The sequence below is a fragment of the Agrobacterium vacciniicorymbosi genome (genome assembly GCF_040427045.1).
Lineage (GTDB): Bacteria > Pseudomonadota > Alphaproteobacteria > Rhizobiales > Rhizobiaceae > Agrobacterium.
The window spans coordinates 94,598-111,777 of the sequence record NZ_JBETMF010000014.1; the positions used below are offsets into that span (position 1 = coordinate 94,598).

The 17,180-nt window shown below is 58.2% G+C and carries 22 protein-coding genes; 18 read left to right on the forward strand and 4 right to left on the reverse strand.

Translation table 11 applies throughout. The features are described from left to right. The first annotated feature begins 38 nt into the window (after positions 1-38). The 6 genes from hemC (at position 39) to ABUK73_RS19960 (ending at position 5,966) form a co-directional block, all read left to right on the forward strand. Entirely contained in the window at positions 39-968 is a 930-nt protein-coding gene (gene hemC / locus ABUK73_RS19935) for a hydroxymethylbilane synthase (protein WP_353578825.1), read from the forward strand. Between the two features lie 2 nt (positions 969-970). Continuing rightward, on the forward strand, positions 971-1,702 hold the full coding sequence (locus tag ABUK73_RS19940; protein ID WP_353578826.1) for a uroporphyrinogen-III synthase: 732 nt from the start codon (positions 971-973) through the stop codon (positions 1,700-1,702). A gap of 72 nt (positions 1,703-1,774) precedes the next feature. Next, a complete protein-coding gene (locus ABUK73_RS19945) occupies positions 1,775-3,139 on the forward strand; it encodes a COG4223 family protein (RefSeq protein ID WP_353578827.1) in 1,365 nt (454 codons plus the stop codon). A gap of 3 nt (positions 3,140-3,142) precedes the next feature. Continuing rightward, the gene (locus ABUK73_RS19950; protein ID WP_353578828.1) at positions 3,143-4,735 is read left to right on the forward strand and encodes a heme biosynthesis protein HemY; all 1,593 of its coding nucleotides are present in this window, start codon (positions 3,143-3,145) and stop codon (positions 4,733-4,735) included. A gap of 18 nt (positions 4,736-4,753) precedes the next feature. Next, positions 4,754-5,245: a tellurite resistance TerB family protein gene (locus ABUK73_RS19955; RefSeq protein ID WP_353578829.1), complete on the forward strand. Its 492-nt coding sequence runs from the start codon at positions 4,754-4,756 to the stop codon at positions 5,243-5,245. Next, entirely contained in the window at positions 5,235-5,966 is a 732-nt protein-coding gene (locus tag ABUK73_RS19960; protein ID WP_353578830.1) for a glutamine amidotransferase, read from the forward strand. Before ABUK73_RS19955 ends, ABUK73_RS19960 begins: the two co-directional genes overlap by 11 nt. Positions 5,967-5,971: 5 nt before the next feature. Here ABUK73_RS19960 and ABUK73_RS19965 read toward each other — a convergent pair whose 3' ends face one another. Continuing rightward, on the reverse strand, positions 5,972-6,403 hold the full coding sequence (locus ABUK73_RS19965; RefSeq protein WP_113086106.1) for a FliM/FliN family flagellar motor switch protein: 432 nt from the start codon (positions 6,401-6,403) through the stop codon (positions 5,972-5,974). A 413-nt stretch (positions 6,404-6,816) separates the two neighbouring features. On the opposite strand from ABUK73_RS19965, the gene ABUK73_RS19970 reads away from it, so the two are divergent. Further along, on the forward strand, positions 6,817-7,107 hold the full coding sequence (locus tag ABUK73_RS19970; RefSeq protein ID WP_113086105.1) for a YggT family protein: 291 nt from the start codon (positions 6,817-6,819) through the stop codon (positions 7,105-7,107). Between the two features lie 83 nt (positions 7,108-7,190). Here ABUK73_RS19970 and ppa read toward each other — a convergent pair whose 3' ends face one another. Continuing rightward, the gene (gene ppa, locus ABUK73_RS19975) at positions 7,191-7,724 is read right to left on the reverse strand and encodes an inorganic diphosphatase (protein WP_113086104.1); all 534 of its coding nucleotides are present in this window, start codon (positions 7,722-7,724) and stop codon (positions 7,191-7,193) included. Between the two features lie 296 nt (positions 7,725-8,020). Continuing rightward, complete coding sequence (locus tag ABUK73_RS19980) at positions 8,021-8,257, reverse strand: hypothetical protein (protein WP_113086103.1); 237 nt, start codon at positions 8,255-8,257, stop codon at positions 8,021-8,023. Positions 8,258-8,368: 111 nt separating this feature from the next. On the opposite strand from ABUK73_RS19980, the gene ABUK73_RS19985 reads away from it, so the two are divergent. Together ABUK73_RS19985 and ABUK73_RS19990 are read left to right on the forward strand one after the other, a co-directional pair. After that, the gene (locus ABUK73_RS19985; protein ID WP_353578831.1) at positions 8,369-9,280 is read left to right on the forward strand and encodes an HpcH/HpaI aldolase/citrate lyase family protein; all 912 of its coding nucleotides are present in this window, start codon (positions 8,369-8,371) and stop codon (positions 9,278-9,280) included. Next, positions 9,277-9,483 (forward strand): DUF1737 domain-containing protein, encoded by a 207-nt coding sequence (locus ABUK73_RS19990; protein WP_062452936.1) that lies wholly within the window; start codon positions 9,277-9,279, stop codon positions 9,481-9,483. The genes ABUK73_RS19985 and ABUK73_RS19990 overlap by 4 nt, the downstream gene beginning before the upstream one ends. Before the next feature lie 27 nt (positions 9,484-9,510). Here ABUK73_RS19990 and ABUK73_RS19995 read toward each other — a convergent pair whose 3' ends face one another. Next, the gene (locus ABUK73_RS19995) at positions 9,511-9,951 is read right to left on the reverse strand and encodes a metallopeptidase family protein (protein WP_113086101.1); all 441 of its coding nucleotides are present in this window, start codon (positions 9,949-9,951) and stop codon (positions 9,511-9,513) included. A gap of 328 nt (positions 9,952-10,279) precedes the next feature. On the opposite strand from ABUK73_RS19995, the gene rplU reads away from it, so the two are divergent. The 9 genes from rplU (at position 10,280) to rsfS (ending at position 17,108) form a co-directional block, all read left to right on the forward strand. Continuing rightward, a complete protein-coding gene (rplU, locus tag ABUK73_RS20000) occupies positions 10,280-10,594 on the forward strand; it encodes a 50S ribosomal protein L21 (protein WP_353578832.1) in 315 nt (104 codons plus the stop codon). 40 nt (positions 10,595-10,634) lie between these two features. Then, the gene (rpmA, locus tag ABUK73_RS20005) at positions 10,635-10,904 is read left to right on the forward strand and encodes a 50S ribosomal protein L27 (RefSeq protein ID WP_062452938.1); all 270 of its coding nucleotides are present in this window, start codon (positions 10,635-10,637) and stop codon (positions 10,902-10,904) included. 129 nt (positions 10,905-11,033) lie between these two features. Further along, positions 11,034-11,666, forward strand: a complete 633-nt coding sequence (locus ABUK73_RS20010) for a GNAT family N-acetyltransferase (RefSeq protein ID WP_062452939.1) — start codon at positions 11,034-11,036, stop codon at positions 11,664-11,666. Next, positions 11,663-12,253, forward strand: coding sequence for a GNAT family N-acetyltransferase (locus ABUK73_RS20015; protein ID WP_353578833.1), 591 nt, complete (start codon positions 11,663-11,665; stop codon positions 12,251-12,253). The genes ABUK73_RS20010 and ABUK73_RS20015 overlap by 4 nt, the downstream gene beginning before the upstream one ends. A 180-nt stretch (positions 12,254-12,433) precedes the next feature. Further along, positions 12,434-13,501, forward strand: coding sequence for a GTPase ObgE (gene obgE, locus ABUK73_RS20020; protein WP_062452941.1), 1,068 nt, complete (start codon positions 12,434-12,436; stop codon positions 13,499-13,501). After that, positions 13,498-14,667 carry a glutamate 5-kinase gene (proB, locus tag ABUK73_RS20025; protein WP_353578834.1) on the forward strand — a complete coding sequence of 390 codons (1,170 nt, stop codon included), beginning with the start codon at positions 13,498-13,500 and terminating at the stop codon, positions 14,665-14,667. The genes obgE and proB overlap by 4 nt, the downstream gene beginning before the upstream one ends. Continuing rightward, positions 14,660-15,946 carry a glutamate-5-semialdehyde dehydrogenase gene (locus ABUK73_RS20030; RefSeq protein WP_353578835.1) on the forward strand — a complete coding sequence of 429 codons (1,287 nt, stop codon included), beginning with the start codon at positions 14,660-14,662 and terminating at the stop codon, positions 15,944-15,946. Before proB ends, ABUK73_RS20030 begins: the two co-directional genes overlap by 8 nt. Positions 15,947-15,988: 42 nt before the next feature. Next, the gene (locus ABUK73_RS20035; RefSeq protein ID WP_113086181.1) at positions 15,989-16,573 is read left to right on the forward strand and encodes a nicotinate-nucleotide adenylyltransferase; all 585 of its coding nucleotides are present in this window, start codon (positions 15,989-15,991) and stop codon (positions 16,571-16,573) included. 49 nt (positions 16,574-16,622) lie between these two features. Further along, complete coding sequence (gene rsfS, locus ABUK73_RS20040; protein ID WP_353578836.1) at positions 16,623-17,108, forward strand: ribosome silencing factor; 486 nt, start codon at positions 16,623-16,625, stop codon at positions 17,106-17,108. Positions 17,109-17,180 lie beyond the last annotated feature (72 nt).

Sequence of the window (17,180 nt, forward strand, 5' to 3'; positions counted from 1 at the left end):
TGGGTACGAACACCTCCGGTAACAATGGATAGAAGCGGATGCAAACAAAACCTTTCCGAATTGGCACACGCGGCAGCCCTCTTGCACTCGCGCAGGCCACCGAAACCCGTGATCGCCTGATGGCGGCCCATGGTCTTCCGGCTGACATGTTCGAGATCGTGCCGATTTCCACAAAGGGAGACCGCATCGCGGATCGCGCTCTCTCCGAGGTCGGTGGCAAAGGCCTGTTTACCGAGGAACTGGAAACCAAGCTTCTCTCCGGCGATCTGGATTTCGCCGTGCATTCCTCCAAGGACATGGCGACGAAACTGCCTGATGGTCTCTATCTCTCGGCATTTCTTCCGCGTGAAGATGTGCGTGATGCCTTTATTGGTCGCGCCGCACCCAAACTCATCGAATTACCGCATGGCGCAACCGTCGGCTCTGCCTCGCTGCGTCGCCAGGCACTGATCCGCCGCGTGCGACCGGACCTCAACGTCATTCTCTTTCGCGGGGCCGTAGCGACACGTCTGCGCAAGCTGGAAGACGGCCTAGCCGATGCGACACTGCTCGCCTTTGCCGGTCTCAAACGGCTGGATATGGCCGACGTGCCGACCGAGCTTCTGGAAACGAAAGACTTCCTCCCCGCCCCTGCTCAAGGTGCCATCGGCATCGAAAGCCGCATTGGCGACACCCGCGTCGGTGATCTGCTCGCCGCCATCAACCACTGTCCCACCTATCATGCCGTTTCCTGTGAGCGTGCATTCCTCTCGGTGCTGGACGGTTCCTGCCGCACGCCGATTGCCGGTTACGCCACCTGCGATGGCGACGAACTGCATTTCTCCGGCCTCATCCTCACCCCGGATGGGCGGACGGAACATAGTGTCGAAATGTCAGGCAAATGCACGCAGGCTCTGGAGCTTGGCAAACAGGCGGGCGAACAGGTGCGCGCCGCTGCCGGAACCGGCTTCTTCGAAGGCTGGACCTGACCATGCGCGTCGTCGTCACACGCCCGCAGGCATCGGGGCAAAAGACGGCGGAACTGTTGCGTGTGCTCGGGCATGAGCCCCTCCTGCTACCGCTGACGCAGCCTGTCCATTTTACTCAGATGGCCAAAAAGGCTTTATCGAAACAACCCGCCGCACTCGCCGTGACGAGCGCGCAAGCCATTCGCGTGCTGACGGAAGGCGATACTCTCACCGCTCACTCGCTGGACACGCCTTTGTTTGCTGTCGGCGAAGCATCGGCGCAGGCAGCGCGAGACGCGGGTTTTCGGAACGTCATTGCCGGAAAAAGCGATGGGGTTGCGCTGGCGCAATTGATTGCCGATACGTTGCCTCGAGACAATTCACTTCTCTATCTCGCCGGAAAACCGCGCGAAGCGGGTTTCGAAGACCGACTGTCATCTCTGAATATGCCGTTCGAAACCGCCGAGATTTATGAAATGCAGCCGGTGGACTGGCAGCACACGCAGCTTCAAAACCTGCTGGCGGATGCTGCAATCGATGCCGTCCTTCTTTACTCCGCCGAGGCCGCACGCCGTTTTTTTGCGCTGATGGAAACCGAAACCGTTTCCGTGTCGTTGGATCACTGTAAATTCATCTGCATCAGCGCCAAGGTCGTTTCCCATATTCCAGAAGCGTTTCGACACGCAGCACTGGCCAGCGCCACACCCGGGGAGGCTGAAATCTTCGCGCTTCTGGACACGCAGGCGGGAACCTAATTCCCTCTTGCCCCTTTCCTTTGCCGCTATCACTGACTAGGTTTAAGGAAATGCAGGCAGAATGAGGTTGTCATGGTATCGGGAAAGCCGCCACGCCACTCCAAGTCCAACGCCGAGCCGGTCACGATTGACCTGGACGCTAAGGACGTGAAGGAAATCGGCAAGGAAAAGGACGCCGCTGCTGCGGACAATGCTGCCAAGCCTGAACCCGATAAGGACGCGGTACCTGCACAAAGCGCAGCCGTGGATACCCCGAAGGAAAACCCCAAGCCGATCTGGGACCAGGAGGTCAAAAAGCCAATCGAGCCTGAACCGAATATTCACACGACGGATGACGTGAAAGCTCGGCCCGCTGGCGCGCAAGAGCCTACCAAGACGTCGTCTGTGCCTCCCTTCAAGGCCGAGACGCCGAAGCCAAGCCAGACGGCGTCCTCTTCGCCCAAGGTAGAGCCCTCCAAACCTGCTGCGGAAACAAAGACCTTCACAAACACACCGACCAAACCAAAAACCGAGGCTGATAAAAGCTCCGGAAATTCCGGCCTGCTTGCCGCAGGCATCGTCGGTGGCCTTATCGCATTGCTCGCCGCAGGCAGCATGCAATATGCCGGATATCTCCCGCCCTTTACCGGAAATGCGGGTTCGTCGGATGAACTGGCGGCACTCAAGACACAGGTCGCAAGTCTGCGTGAGCAGATCGCCAGTGCGCCACAGGCGACGGCGGATACGTCGGCACTGGAAACCCGTCTCGCTGCATTGGAAAATTCCGCGTCCGGCGGTGGCGATCTCGCAAACAAGGTAAGCGCGCTGGAAAGCACGGTCTCGACCCTCCAGTCTGAGAAGTCGGCACAGGATACAGCCAATGCCGAACTGACGCGCCGCCTGAGTGCTGCGGAAACAAAGATCAACGAGCCGCGCGACGATATCGAAGTCGCGCGCGCCATTGCCTCGGCGGGCCTTAAGGCTGCGATTGACCGTGGTGGGCCGTTCCTGACCGAACTCGACACGCTGTCGAAGGTCACACCGAATGATCCGGCCATCCAATCGCTCCGGCCCTTTGCCAATACGGGTGTCCCATCCCGCGCGGAACTGACCCGCAATTTCCCCGATGTTGCCAATGCCATGCTGGGTTCTCTCAATCAGGCTGATCCCAATCAGGGCATCTTCGACCGTCTGACGGAAAGCGCTCTTTCTCTCGTCAAGGTTCGCCCCGTCGGCAATGTCGAAGGCGAAGGACCAGAGGCAAAAATTGCCCGTATGGAAGACAAGCTGCGCAATGGCGATCTCAAAGGTGCCGCACTGGAATGGGACGGATTGCCTGAGCCCGCCAAGGCCGCATCCGCCGACTTCAAAAAGTCTCTCGATGCCCGCGTTCAGGTTGAAGACCTCGTAAACGGCACGCTGACACGCGCCATCAGCAGCACCGGCCAGCAGGGGTAAGACATGGCAAAGATCATCAGTTTCGTCGTCATCGTCCTTCTCATCGGCTTTGGTTTTTCATGGCTCGCAGATCGCCCGGGCGTTCTGTCCATCGTCTGGCAAGGCCAGTTGATCGAGATGAGCCTCATGGTGGCCGCCTCCATCGTCGCGGCATTGATTGCAGCCGTCATGATCGTCTGGTGGCTGTTCAACACGGTCTGGAACTCACCTCACGCCGCACGGCGCTATTTCCGCGCCCGCAAGCGGGATCGCGGCTATCAGGCACTTTCGACCGGGCTGATTGCTGCCGGTGCGGGCAACGCCCTTCTCGCCCGCAAAATGACGGCGCGCACGCAAGGCCTGCTGAGCGCCGATCAGGAACCGCTGATCCACCTGCTGGAAGCGCAGGCCGATCTGATCGAAGGCAAATACGATGCTGCCCGCCGCAAATTCGAGGCAATGGCGCAAGACCCTGAGACCCGAGAACTCGGCCTGCGCGGTCTCTACATGGAAGCGCGCCGTCAGGGCGCCAATGAAGCGGCACTGGAATATGCCGAGGATGCGGCAAAGAACGCGCCTTACCTGCCTTGGGCAGCACAGGCGACGCTGGAAAGCAAATCGCGCAGCGGCCAGTGGGATGACGCTATCCGTCTGCTCGATCAGCAGAAGGCGGCACATGTCATAGACCGCGGCGAAGCCGAACGGTTGAAAGCTGTGCTGCTGACGGCGAAGGCGGAAGAGAAATTCGAAAGCGATCCGAAGGCTGCGCGTGAAGATGCCAAGCAGGCATTGAAACTCTCCAAGTCTCTGGTGCCCGCCGCCCTCGTCGCTGCAAAATCCTATCTGCGCGAAGACAATCTGCGCAAGGCCGCTGCGGTACTGGAGCCGGTCTGGAAAATCGAGCCGCACCCACAGATCGCACAACTTTATGTTCGCGCCCGTAGCGGCGATACCGCCGTGGATCGCCTCAAGCGCGCCGAGCGGCTGGAAAGCCTGAAACCCAACAATGTCGAGGCTCTGTTCGCTGTTGCGCAGGCAGCCCTCGATGCGCAGGACTTTGCCCGCGCCCGCGCCAAGGCGGAAGCTGCAGCACGGATTGAGCCCCGCGAAAGCGTGTTCCTGCTGATGGCCGATATCGAGGAAGCTGAAACCGGCGATCAGGGCCGCATTCGCCACTGGATGGCGCAGGCTCTGCGCGCGCCACGTGATCACGCCTGGGTCGCGGATGGCATCGTTTCGGACAAATGGCTACCCGCGTCACCTGTCACCGGACGGCTGGATGCCTTCGAATGGAAAATGCCCTTTGGACAGGTCGAAGGCCCTGTCGAGGATGTGAGCGTCGATCAGGCGATTTCCTCCTTGCCCGATATTGCCAAGCCGGAGATCCGTGAGAAAATCATCGAGATTCCCGTGCCTGCGAAGGCCGAGCCGGTGATCGTGGCTGAAAGCAAACCGGCTGTGGTCGAAAAGGCGGTCACGCCGAAGAGCGATATCGCCAAGCCCGCTGACAAAAAACAGCCGGAAGCCGTAGCCTTTTTCGGCGGCCTGCCGGACGATCCGGGTGTGAAGAAGCCCAACCCGGAGCCGGACGAAAAAACGCGCCTGAAGCTATTTTGACCGGATTGAAGGAAAGCCATGTTCGAACATATCCAGTCGTTTTTCCAGAACCTCACCCAAAGCGGATCGTCCAAGGATTTTCCACCGGATGATCTGCGGGTCGCCATCGCAGCGCTTTGCTTTCAGGTGATGGAAGCAGACGGCACCGTGTCTAAGGTTGAACGCCAGCGCCTGCGGGAACTGCTTCAGGAACATTATCAGCTCAGTTCCGGCAAGCTGGATGCTCTCATGGAAGCGGGCCGCGAGGCTGGCCGGGAAGCCGTTGATTATTATCGCTTCACCGCTGATATCCGCCGCCATCTGGACGAGGAAAAACGCATCGAGCTGATCGGCATCCTCTGGGATATCGTCTACGCCGATGGAGAGCGCAACGAGATGGAAGACCACGTCATCTGGCGTGTGGCCGATCTTCTGGGCGTGTCCGTCCGTGATCGCGTTCTGCAGCGTCAGCAAGCGGCGACCCATAAGAACATCCCTGAAGAAAGCGAAAAACAAGAAGATGCTGTTTGACCCATCCTGTCAAAAGGGCAGACAAGACAGCATATTGATCGTCCTCCATCAGGAAAGATCCACACCCGGCAGGGTCGGCCAGATGCTGGTCGAAAAAGGCTACCGGCTGGATATCCGCCGTCCGGCCTTGGGCGACGCCCTGCCAGCCTCACTCGCTGCTCATAAAGGCGCGGTGATTTTCGGCGGCCCAATGAGCGCCAACGACCCAGAGCCCTTCATCAAGACGGAAATCGACTGGCTGCAGGTGCCACTGAAGGAAAACAAACCTTTCCTCGGCATCTGCCTTGGTGCGCAAATGCTCTCCAAACATCTGGGCGGCAAGGTTCAGCCGCATAAGGAGGGCAAGGTCGAAATCGGCTGGTACCCGCTGCAAACCACGGAGAAAGGCCGGCTTCTGATGAAGCACTGGCCGCAAATGGTCTATCACTTCCACAAGGAAGGCTTTGAGCTGCCCCATGGCGCCGATCTGCTGGCATCGGGCGAGACCTATCCCAACCAGGCATTTCGATATGGCAAAAACGCCTGGGGCCTGCAATTCCACGCAGAACTCACCCGCGCGATGATGCAGAGCTGGGTGGTCCGTGGCGCAGAACGCTTCGGCATGCCGAACGCTCAGGTCGGCAGCCAGCATCTGGAAGGCCGCATGATGTTCGATACCGCCCTGCGGGTCTGGCTATCGCATTTTCTCGATATGGTCTTTGACGGCGTGCCGCAGAGATAAGCGGATTAGCTGCGCAGCACTTCCGTCAGCTTGACGCCGATGATGTTGTCGTGGTGATCGGAAACGATCTCACCCCGGCCAATCATCTGCCCGTTGACCCTGATCTCCACCGGATCGCCAAACCGCTTGTTCAGCAGAATGACCTGATCCCGCGTCAGCGACATGAGCGCGGAGACGGGAAGCTGAGCCTGACCAATCACCACTTCCATGGTCAGCGGAATTTCCTCATAGCTTCTGCCCGCCGCCTGTGGCGAAGCCGCGATGACGCGCGCGCCCTCATGGACAGGCTGGCCCCAGTCGGTCAGTTGCGTGCGCACCGCCTGCACAGCAGACACAGCGGGCAAATGTCTGGAAACACCAACGCTATAGGGCTGGCTAAAGCCCGCACCGATAGCAGGCCAGGAGAAAGGCGTAGCACTGTCATCTGAATCCATCATGGAACACCTTCAGCAAATCGAATCAGCCCGTTTCATGGGTTGCTCGCATTTTAATGGTTCGATGCAGCAAAATGGCCCGAAATCTGAAATGCCCTCACGCGATCGTTAATGAAGATTTAACATCCACAGACCGCCTGACATTTAGGACGAACGTGGATGACAATCGCTTCAAAATGGCACGGATATCCAAATCGATACATGTTGAGACCAGGGATCGACGAGCCCTGCCCCATCATTGAACACGTCACGGGGGTCGCGGCAGTGCTGCCTGATCCAACGCCCGAGCGATCTTCTTCTGGGTTGTTATGAGGGCGCGTGATTTGCCTTGTTTTACAGGGCTTGTCGATACACGCCCCACTTGCCGGTTGATGCGCTAATGTCTAAATGTCATCCAACAACGAATGGAGACATTGATGCTTGCCCTGTTTCAGACAATAGATCTGGCTTTGAACCTTTACACCTGGGTGTTGATTGCCAGCGCGATCTTCTCCTGGCTCTACGCCTTCAATGTCATCAATTCTTCGAACCAGTTCGTCGGCGCGATTGGCAGCTTCCTGTATAACGTCACGGAACCAGCTCTGCGGCCCATCCGTCGCATTCTGCCGAACCTCGGCGGCATCGATATCTCGCCGATCATTCTGCTGCTCATCATCTTCTTCATCCGCTCGCTGATGTGGAACACCATCTACCCGCTGGTTGCCTGAGCTTCAGCGATACCGACAAACAAAAAATCCTCCGGATCGATTACCGAGCCGGAGGATTTTCTATTTGGCCTCAAGGGCTGAAATCAGGCCTGAGCCTTGTAGCGCTCGATGGCTTCGACGATCAGCTTGCGGGCAACGTCGACATCCTGCCAGCCGCCCATCTTCACCCACTTGCCTGGCTCCAGATCCTTGTAGTGCTCGAAGAAGTGCTCGATCTGCTTCAGCGTGATTTCCGGCAGGTCGGTGTAGTTGCGGACCTTGTCGTAACGCTGGGTCAGCTTTGGCGCTGGTACGGCGAGAATCTTCTCGTCCTTGCCGCCATCGTCTTCCATGATCATCACGCCGATGGGGCGCACATTGATCACGCAGCCGGGAACCAGCGGACGTGTGTTGCAGATCAGAACATCAATCGGATCGCCATCTTCGGAAAGCGTGTGCGGCACGAAGCCGTAGTTACCCGGATAGGTCATCGGGGTGTAGAGGAATCGGTCAACGATCAGAGCGCCCGCTTCCTTGTCCATCTCGTACTTGATCGGGTGGCCGCCAACCGGCACCTCGACGATCACATTGACGTCATCCGGCGGGTTCTTGCCGATAGAAATTGCATCGATACGCATTCGCTTCCCTCGATTAGGTGGGTTGAACTGGCATGTCGATACTTTGAAAGCCACGGCATTGCAACACGACATGACCGGATACGACGAAAGTCGTCATCCGCTGCACCGGTTTGCATAAATTCGCTTCACTGATTTCTAGGGGTTTGTCCCGATGTAGCAACCGGCAGCCGAGCAGCAAACACTTTGCACTCAAGGCAGCCGTCCCAATATCGATGTCGTGTAGGAAGTCACGAAGGTGACGGGCTCGCCTTGGAGCCCGCGACCAATCTCAGACGGCTATAGAAAGACGTCTTGGATCAGAGGTCGATGATGGTGCCGCGACCATCGTTCCACACGCGCATATTCTGCTGTTCGCGATGGCGCGGATTGACGGGAATGGGAGCTGGTTTGAGGCGGGCCGAAAAGAGCCGGACCGCGCTGAGCACGGCCAAGGTGCCCACCAATGCAACCGTCAAGGATGCGGTGAAAAGAGCGGCAAGAGCCAGAACTGCGATGCTGGAAGCCACGATGAAGAATGTACGAATGCCCTGCATGGTTCAAACCTTTCTGTCCAAACGAATGTGGGCCTTCTTTGCGCTGCTTGCAAGAGGATGCACATCGCCTATCTGCTTGCGAATGTCACAAAAGGTTGACACAAGTGCGGCATGGCCGATTTTTATTTTAGCAATACTGTTCGCCCACGCCGCTCGCTTCTGTCGGTGCCTGCCATAAACCTGCGCGCACTTGCAAAACTCAAGGCGCTCGATTGCGATGGTGTCATTTTCGATCTGGAAGATTCGGTCGCACCCGATCTGAAGGACGAGGCGCGTGACAATCTCCTGACCTTCTTCAAAGAGACACCGCTGGCTGGTCTCGAAACCATTATCCGCATCAATCCCGCTTCGACCAATGTCGGACAACGGGACTTGAAGGCGGCCTTGGAATGCGCGCCGAGTGCGATCCTTTTGCCGAAAGTGGAACAGCCTTCCCATATTCAGGATGTGGCGGAGCTTCTGGCAGAAGCCGACGCACCGGAGAATATCAAAATCTGGGCGATGATCGAGACGCCGAAGGGTGTCCTGAACGCCGCAGCCATTGCCGAATCCTCGCACACGCAAGCGGCCCGGCTCGGCGCCTTCGTGGTCGGTCTCAACGATCTGCGCAAGGAAACCCGCGTTCCCGCTGAAGTACGCCGCACCTATCTCGTGCCGTGGCTGATGCAGGTCGTGTTGGCGGCGCGTGCCTATGGGCTCGATGTCATCGACAGCGTCTCCAATGATTTCCGCGATCTCGATGCCTTTGCCGCAGAATGCGAGCAGGGCCGCTCCATGGGTTTCGATGGCAAGATGCTGATCCACCCAGCCCAGATCGATGCCGCAAACCGCGCGTTTGCGCCCGAGCAAGAGGCGTTGCAAGAAGCCCGCGAGATTATTGCGGCTTTCGCAAAACCGGAATCTGTGGGATTGAACGTCATCAATTCCAACGGACGCATGATCGAAAGGCTGCATGTCGGCCAGGCCGAAAGGCTTGTGGCGATGGCCGAGATCATCGATCAGAGAAAGGCAGAAAAACCATGAAAGTCTATCGTTTCATCACCGGTCCCGACGACGCGAAATTTTGTCACCGCGTCACCGAAGCCCTCAACAAGGGCTGGGAACTGGCTGGCTCCCCCACCTATGCTTTCAACGCGGCAACAGGCGTCATGCATTGCGGCCAGCCGGTCATCAAGACTGTCGAAGGTAAGGAATACCACCCGGATATGAAGCTGGGCGAACAGTAAGGCCCAAAACGGTGACGCAACGGCGGATCAACGATCCGTCGCTGCCTCGTCGGCGCTCTCTTCGATGCGCTCCATGTCGTCATCCGACAGGCCGAAATGGTGGCCGATTTCGTGGATGAGGACGTGGGTGATGATGTCGCCCAGCGTTTCCTCGTTCTCGGCCCAGTAATCCAGGATCGGACGGCGATACAGGGTGATGCGGTTCACCATCTCGCCGGTTTCCATGGTGAAACGCTCGGAGATGCCGCGACCTTCGAACAGGCCGAGCAGATCGAACGGCGTTTCGAGTGCCATATCCTCGAACACTTCATCGGTCGGGAAATCCGCGATCTCGATGACGAGGTCCTTGGTCAGTGCGCGAAACTCTTCCGGCAGATGGCCATATGCCTCGATGGCAAGCGATTCGAACGCTGAAATTGTCGGCGCGTGGCGATCCCGCCAATCGTCGGTTTTGTCTATGCGGGCCATTTCTGCTCCTTGTTGTGAGGCCCATATAAACCCTTGCCGCAAAAATTTCGAGGCCTCTTTGCCACAAGCAGCAAAATCGCCCTAGAATCTTGCTCATAAGGGTTATTTTTCAGGCTCTCATGATCTTGACAGAAACGGCCTCCTCGCATATCCCACACGCAAATTGATGGCGTATTGCGCCTTCTGTTTGCATCGCTTTGTCAAAAGCGGTTTCACCGGCAGGGTTTCAAGAGGTCTCGAACCTCCCAAATCTCCGCTATTCGACTGATAAAAAGACGGCCAGCACGCATTTGCGCGCAGAGCCGGAACGAACATGAAAGGATAAAAAATGTTCGCAGTCATCAAGACCGGCGGTAAGCAGTACCGCGTAGCGGCCAACGACGTGCTCACAATTGAAAAGTTGGAAGCAGCCGCTGGCGCAACTGTAGAATTCACCGAAGTTCTCGTGATCGGCGTTGGCGCTGACGCACAGTTCGGCGCACCTTTCGTTGCAGGCGCAACGGTCAAGGCCGAAGTTGTCGAACACAATCGCGGCAAGAAGGTCATCGCCTTCAAGAAGCGTCGTCGTCAGAACTCCAAGCGTACGCGCGGTCATCGTCAGCATCACACCGTCGTCCGCATCACGGACATCGTTGCTGCCTAATCGGCGCGACACGGGAAACTAGGTTTAAAGGAGCAATCCAATGGCACATAAAAAAGCTGGTGGTTCTTCGCGTAACGGTCGCGATTCCAACTCCAAGCGCCTTGGCGTAAAGAAGTTCGGCGGCGAAGCTGTCATTCCAGGCAACATTATTCTGCGCCAGCGCGGCACGCAGTGGCATCCGGGCGCCAATGTCGGCCTCGGCAAGGACCACACGATTTTCGCGCTTACCGCCGGTAATGTATCCTTCCGCACGAAGGGCAATGGCCGCGTATACGTGTCTGTGGCACCGAAAGCGGAAGCAGCAGAATAAGCCGGTAGCGTCATATGCAGCCGGTGTCCCAATGACCCGGCTGAGACGTAACAGGTTCAGTCACAAAAAAGGGGAGTTGGGGCACCACCCAACTCCCCTTTTTTCTTAACCTCATGGAGGGACTGAACCATGCAAGCTGAATTGTTAAGGGTAGACCAATCACGGTCACCCGAAGAACGGCCGAGACCCGATCGGTCAAGGAGCGATTGCCCCGTCTTATTATCGTCAAGGCTTGTTATGCGCGCGCCCCACGAAGAAGACATTGACGCCCTTGCCCATCTTGCCAACAACGCCAATATTGCGACCATGGTGTCGCGTATGCCGCACCCTTACACGGCCAAAGACGCCGCGGATTTCGTGCGACGTGCAAAAGTGGGCGAGATTGGCAAGTGCGTCTATGCGATTACCCGCATGGAGAACGGCGAGTTTATGGGCTGCTGCGGGCTGGAACCGCAGGAAGACGGCAAGACGCTCGAAATGGGCTACTGGCTGGGCGAACCTTACTGGAACAACGGCTACACCACCGAAGCCGCCCATGCCCTGATCGACATGGCCTTCCGCACGCGGGACATCGAGCAGATCGATGCCCGTTGCCGGGTCACCAACATCGCGTCGCGCCGCGTCATACAAAAGTGCGGTTTTCAGCTTCAGGGTTCCGGCATGGTCGGTTCGCTCGCGCTTGGCGGCATGGTTCCGGTCGAATGGTACAGGCTGGATCGCAAGACATGGGTATCGCTCAGAAGCTGGGGAGATATGCGATGAGGACGGCTCAATCGATGCGGTCTCCAGCCGCCGCGACAGCGGCTTCGCAAAGCCCCTGCCCGACATTGAAGACCACCCGTCTGGTGCTGCGCCCGCAGCGCCTTTCGGATGCGGGCAGCATTGCGGAATCGTTGAGCGATTTTGAGGTCACGCGCATGTTGGCGCGGGTTCCAGCACCCTATTACAAGCAGGATGCGCTGGAATGGCTGATCCTTCGCACGTCCGGCACCCTGCCTGACTGGGATTTTGCCATAACCTGCGGCGGCGACACGCTGATCGGCGTCGTCTCGATCGAACGGCTTCATGACGAGTGGCGTCTTGGCTATTGGCTCGGTCGCGGCCATTGGGGCAAGGGCTACATGACTGAAGCCGTGGCTGCGGTCGTTGAGCATTTCTTCGAGCGAAAGCCCGGCGAAGTGCTCTATTCCGGCGTGTTTGCAGACAATCCTGCCTCGTTGCGGGTACAGGACAAGCTCGGTTTCCACATCAACGGATGCAAGGAGGTCTATGCGGTTGCCCGGGCAAGCATGGTCACGCATCTGGATACCGCACTGACCGCAGAGGCATTTCGCGCGGCCCGACCGTGAAGAAATCGAAACGAGGCCGGTTTCATCACAAACCGGCCTTGCCCTATCGGCTCTCACGCCACGATAATCTTTGACCTTGAGAGCCTGCGCCTATATTTGGATCGGCAGATCCTTTTTTAAAAAAGCAAGACCGCAAACCTTTGCTGGAATTGCCACTAAGCTGACAGAACGGCCAAGACGATGAAATTTCTCGATGAAGCAAAAGTTTATATTCGCTCCGGCGATGGCGGCGCGGGTGCCGTATCCTTCCGGCGCGAAAAGTTCATCGAGTTCGGTGGCCCTGACGGCGGTGATGGCGGACGTGGCGGTGACGTCTGGGTCGAGGTCGTCAATGGCCTCAACACGCTGATCGACTTCCGCTTCCAGCAGCACTTCAAGGCCACCATCGGCCAGCACGGTATGGGCAAGACCCGCACCGGCGCCAAGGGCGCTGATGTCGTTCTGCGCGTGCCCGTCGGTACGCAAATCTTCGAAGAAGACAACGAAACGCTGATCATCGACCTGACCAAGGAAGGCCAGCGTTTCCGTCTGGCCGCCGGTGGTAACGGTGGTTTCGGCAATGCCTATTTCAAGTCCTCCACCAATCAGGCGCCGACCCATGCCAACCCGGGCCTTGCGGGCGAGGAAAAGACGGTCTGGCTTCGCCTGAAGCTGATTGCCGATGCCGGTCTGGTCGGTCTGCCCAATGCGGGCAAGTCCACCTTCCTGGCCACGGTCACGCGCGCGCGCCCCAAGATCGCCAACTACCCCTTCACCACGCTGCACCCGAATCTCGGCGTTGCCACCATCGATGGACGTGAATTCATTCTGGCCGACATTCCCGGCCTGATCGAGGGCGCGCATGAAGGTGTTGGCATTGGCGACCGTTTCCTCGGCCATGTCGAGCGCACCCGCGTTCTGCTGCACCTCGTTTCGGCGCAGGAAGAGAATGTCGGCAAGGCCTATAAGACGGTCAAGAAAGAGCTTGATGCCTATGGCGGCGGCCTGACGGAAAAGCCTGAAATTGTGGCGCTTTCGCAGATCGATGTTCTCGACGAAAAAGAGCTGAAGAAGAAGGCAAAGGAACTGGAGAAGGCCTGTGGCCGTCCACCGCTTCTTCTGTCTGCCGCGGCCCATATCGGCATGCTGGAAGCCCTGCGCGAACTACGCGACATCATCGTCTCCGATAGCCGTGGCGGCAGCACCGCCATGCCTGACCGTTCCATGCCTGTCGAAGACGAGATCGAGGATGGAGACGACCGCCTATGACATCGGCGCGAAAACCTCTCGGCAAACATCACCGCATCGTCATCAAGATCGGTTCTGCCCTGCTGGTTGACCGCAAGAGCGGCCTCAAGATCGATTGGCTGGATGCAATCTGCGAGGATATCGCGGCGCTGAAAAAGAACGGCGCGGATGTGCAGGTCGTATCGTCAGGAGCGATTGCGCTGGGTCGCACCGTTCTTGGCCTGCCCTCCGGCGCCTTGAAGCTGGAAGAAAGCCAGGCGGCGGCGGCTGTTGGCCAGATCGCGCTGGCACGGGCATGGTCGGAAAGCCTGTCCAAGCACGAGATCGTCGCCGGACAAATTCTGCTGACGCTGTCTGACACGGAAGAGCGTCGTCGTTATCTCAACGCGCGCGCGACCATCAACCAGCTGCTCAAGATCGGTGCGATCCCGATCATCAACGAAAACGACACGGTGGCGACGACGGAAATTCGCTATGGCGACAATGACCGTCTGGCAGCACGCGTGGCGACCATGACGGGCGCGGACCTTCTGGTCCTGCTATCCGACATTGACGGGCTTTACACCGCACCGCCGCATCTTGATCCCGACGCCCGGTTTCTGGAAACCATTGCCGAAATCACACCTGAGATCGAAGCCATGGCAGGCGGTGCTGCATCCGAACTATCGCGCGGCGGCATGCGCACCAAAATCGATGCAGGCAAGATTTCGACAGCAGCCGGTTGCGGCATGATCATCGCGTCGGGCAAGACGCTCAATCCGCTGAAAGCCATCGAAAACGGCGCGCGCTCCTCATGGTTTGCACCATCGGGCACGCCCGTCACAGCCCGCAAGACTTGGATTGCCGGGCAGCTTCAACCTGCTGGCGAACTGCATGTGGATGCAGGTGCGGAAAAGGCGCTTTACGCCGGAAAAAGTCTCTTGCCCGCCGGTGTGACGCTGGTGAAAGGCAATTTCGGTCGCGGTGACGCCGTCGCCATCGTGGGCGCGCAGGGTCGCGAGATTGCCCGTGGTCTTGCCGGTTACGATGCCGAAGAGGCACGGCAGATCAACGGCCACAAGTCCAACGAGATCGAGGCGATCCTCGGTTATGTCGGTCGCGCCGCGATGATCCATCGCGACGATCTGGTGATGACGGGTATCTCCGTCAAAATAAACGATACGAAGAAGGATGAAGTCGATGCCTGAACAGGCCGTGAAGCAGAGCCATGATGTTGAAACGTTGATGATGTCCATCGGCGCTCAGGCAAAAGCTGCTTCGCGACCGTTGTCCATCGCCAGCGCGGATCAGAAAAACCGCGCTTTGCTGGCCATGGCCTCTGCCATCGAGGCTTCGAAGGACAGAATTCTCGACGCCAATGTCAGAGACCTTGCTGCTGCCGAAAGTTCAGGCGTTGCTGCCTCCTTTATCGACCGGCTGAAACTGGACGATGCACGGATCGCAAGCATTGCCGATGGCATTCGTTCCATCGCAGCCCTTGCCGATCCCGTCGGTGAGGTCATCGCTGCCTGGGATCGCCCCAATGGCCTGAAGATCGAGCGCGTCAGAACCCCGCTGGGCGTCATCGGCGTTATCTATGAAAGCCGCCCCAATGTGACGGCGGATGCGGGCGCGCTGTGCCTCAAGGCTGGCAACGCCGTGATCCTGCGTGGTGGTTCGGATTCGCAATATTCATCGCGCGCTATCCATGCCTGCCTCGTTGAAGGTTTGAAGATCGCAGGACTTCCAGAGCATGCGATCCAACTCGTGCCCGTCACGGACCGCGCCGCCGTCGGCAGTCTGCTCGGCGGACTGGGCGGCACGGTGGATGTGATCGTTCCGCGCGGCGGCAAAAGCCTCGTTGCGCGCGTGCAGTCTGAAGCGCGCGTTCCCGTCTTCGCGCATTTGGAAGGCATCTGCCACGTCTATGTAGATCAATCCGCTGATCTGGACATGGCGAAAAACATCGTACTGAACGCCAAGATGCGTCGTACCGGCATTTGCGGCTCTGCAGAAACGCTGCTGGTCGATGCCGCTGCCGTATCGACGCATCTCGAACCACTGGTCCGAGTTTTGCTCGATGCCGGATGCGAGGTGCGTGGCTCCGAGATCGTGCAGAAAGCCGTCGAAGGCGTGAAAGCCGCGACGGAAGAAGACTGGCGCACGGAATATCTCGACGCCATTATTTCGGTCAACGTCGTGGATGGTATCTCAGGTGCCATCGAACATATCGGCACATACTCGTCCAATCACACCGAAGCAGTGATTGCGGAAGATTCCAGCGTGGTCGAACGTTTCTTCAACGAAATCGATTCCGCCATCCTGCTGCACAATGCCTCGACGCAATTTGCCGATGGCGGCGAGTTCGGCATGGGCGGAGAAATCGGTATTGCCACCGGCAAGATGCATGCGCGAGGCCCTGTCGGTGTCGAACAGCTGACGTCCTTCAAATACCGTGTGCATGGCACCGGCCAGACGCGGACATGATATGTGACTGACGATACCGGTCTGGACAAGCACCACCTTACCATGCCGCACACGGAGCGCGGCATGGTCATCGGCCTGTTCGGCGGGTCCTTCAATCCACCCCATGCGGGCCATGCGCTGGTTGCCGAAATCGCACTGAGGCGTCTCGGCCTTGATCAGCTGTGGTGGATGGTCACACCCGGCAATCCCTTGAAAAACAAGGCAGAGCTTGCACCGCTGAAAACCCGCATCGAGGCCTGCGAAAAGCTGATCAGCGATCCGCGCGTCAAGGTCACGGCGTTCGAGCAATCGCTCGGCATCAGTTACACGGCCAATACGCTGGCGAAGATCAAGGCCAGAAATCCTCATGTGCATTTCATCTGGATCATGGGCGCGGATAATCTGCGCACATTCCATCGCTGGCAGAAATGGCGCAAGATCGCTGAAACCTTCCCGATTGCCGTCATCGACCGGCCCGGCGCGACCTTGGCCTATCTGTCCTCCACCATGGCGCAGGCTTTCAGCCATGCGCGGGTGGATGAAGACGATGCCGGTGTTTTGTGGACCAAGACCGCGCCCGCCTGGGTTTTCATCCACGGACCGCGCTCGACGCTCAGTTCCACGGCGCTGCGCAACGGTCATAGATAAAGTATGACGTGCGGATTGCGTCCCCACATCTTGAAAACTTAACGCTTTGATGCCAACTTTACTGTGTGGCGTTAAGAATCGCTGCGCAGTATCTGGTTTGTCATTTCGGAAAGGGAAACCACTGACAACAGTACACACCAAGGGAAGAGCTTTCAGCGCTATCCCAAAGAGCATGGAGAGTGGCGTTGATGCTGCCCGTCGTGCCCTCGGAACCGTCCTCGCAAGCGTAGAGGACTCCAAAGCAGAAGATATCGTTTACCTGAACATTGCCGGAAAATCGGCGCTTGCGGACTACATGGTTGTGGTCTCCGGGCGATCCAACAGGCATGTCTCGGCCATTTGCGAGCATCTCATCTCCGATATGAAGGATGAGGGCTTCGGTCACTCCCGCGTCGAAGGCTTAGAAGCCGGTGACTGGGTCGTGATCGACGCAGGCGATGTCATCATCCATGTGTTCCGTCCCGAAGTCCGAGCGTTCTACAACATCGAAAAGATGTGGGCCGCCCCTGACATCGAGGAAGAAACGCTGCATTGATGCGGTTTCAAGGCCGATGCGCCGCATCGGCCGCATAGAAATCCGCAGCCTGTCCTGATAGATACGCAAACG

What these genes read in the sequence shown, in the direction of transcription:
- ABUK73_RS20030 (WP_353578835.1), top strand. Translation starts at nt 14,660, where the DNA reads ATGCCTGAACAGGCCGTGAAGCAGAGCCATGATGTTGAAACGTTGATG.
- hemC (WP_353578825.1), top strand. Translation starts at nt 39, where the DNA reads ATGCAAACAAAACCTTTCCGAATTGGCACACGCGGCAGCCCTCTTGCA.
- proB (WP_353578834.1), top strand. Translation starts at nt 13,498, where the DNA reads ATGACATCGGCGCGAAAACCTCTCGGCAAACATCACCGCATCGTCATC.
- ABUK73_RS19995 (WP_113086101.1), bottom strand. Translation starts at nt 9,951, where the DNA reads ATGGCCCGCATAGACAAAACCGACGATTGGCGGGATCGCCACGCGCCG.
- ABUK73_RS19965 (WP_113086106.1), bottom strand. Translation starts at nt 6,403, where the DNA reads ATGATGGATTCAGATGACAGTGCTACGCCTTTCTCCTGGCCTGCTATC.
- ABUK73_RS19990 (WP_062452936.1), top strand. Translation starts at nt 9,277, where the DNA reads ATGAAAGTCTATCGTTTCATCACCGGTCCCGACGACGCGAAATTTTGT.
- ABUK73_RS20010 (WP_062452939.1), top strand. Translation starts at nt 11,034, where the DNA reads ATGCAAGCTGAATTGTTAAGGGTAGACCAATCACGGTCACCCGAAGAA.
- obgE (WP_062452941.1), top strand. Translation starts at nt 12,434, where the DNA reads ATGAAATTTCTCGATGAAGCAAAAGTTTATATTCGCTCCGGCGATGGC.
- rpmA (WP_062452938.1), top strand. Translation starts at nt 10,635, where the DNA reads ATGGCACATAAAAAAGCTGGTGGTTCTTCGCGTAACGGTCGCGATTCC.
- ABUK73_RS19960 (WP_353578830.1), top strand. Translation starts at nt 5,235, where the DNA reads ATGCTGTTTGACCCATCCTGTCAAAAGGGCAGACAAGACAGCATATTG.
- ABUK73_RS19980 (WP_113086103.1), bottom strand. Translation starts at nt 8,257, where the DNA reads ATGCAGGGCATTCGTACATTCTTCATCGTGGCTTCCAGCATCGCAGTT.
- ABUK73_RS19970 (WP_113086105.1), top strand. Translation starts at nt 6,817, where the DNA reads ATGCTTGCCCTGTTTCAGACAATAGATCTGGCTTTGAACCTTTACACC.
- ABUK73_RS19985 (WP_353578831.1), top strand. Translation starts at nt 8,369, where the DNA reads ATGGCCGATTTTTATTTTAGCAATACTGTTCGCCCACGCCGCTCGCTT.
- ABUK73_RS19950 (WP_353578828.1), top strand. Translation starts at nt 3,143, where the DNA reads ATGGCAAAGATCATCAGTTTCGTCGTCATCGTCCTTCTCATCGGCTTT.
- ppa (WP_113086104.1), bottom strand. Translation starts at nt 7,724, where the DNA reads ATGCGTATCGATGCAATTTCTATCGGCAAGAACCCGCCGGATGACGTC.
- ABUK73_RS19940 (WP_353578826.1), top strand. Translation starts at nt 971, where the DNA reads ATGCGCGTCGTCGTCACACGCCCGCAGGCATCGGGGCAAAAGACGGCG.
- ABUK73_RS19945 (WP_353578827.1), top strand. Translation starts at nt 1,775, where the DNA reads ATGGTATCGGGAAAGCCGCCACGCCACTCCAAGTCCAACGCCGAGCCG.
- rplU (WP_353578832.1), top strand. Translation starts at nt 10,280, where the DNA reads ATGTTCGCAGTCATCAAGACCGGCGGTAAGCAGTACCGCGTAGCGGCC.
- ABUK73_RS20015 (WP_353578833.1), top strand. Translation starts at nt 11,663, where the DNA reads ATGAGGACGGCTCAATCGATGCGGTCTCCAGCCGCCGCGACAGCGGCT.
- ABUK73_RS19955 (WP_353578829.1), top strand. Translation starts at nt 4,754, where the DNA reads ATGTTCGAACATATCCAGTCGTTTTTCCAGAACCTCACCCAAAGCGGA.
- ABUK73_RS20035 (WP_113086181.1), top strand. Translation starts at nt 15,989, where the DNA reads ATGCCGCACACGGAGCGCGGCATGGTCATCGGCCTGTTCGGCGGGTCC.
- rsfS (WP_353578836.1), top strand. Translation starts at nt 16,623, where the DNA reads ATGCCAACTTTACTGTGTGGCGTTAAGAATCGCTGCGCAGTATCTGGT.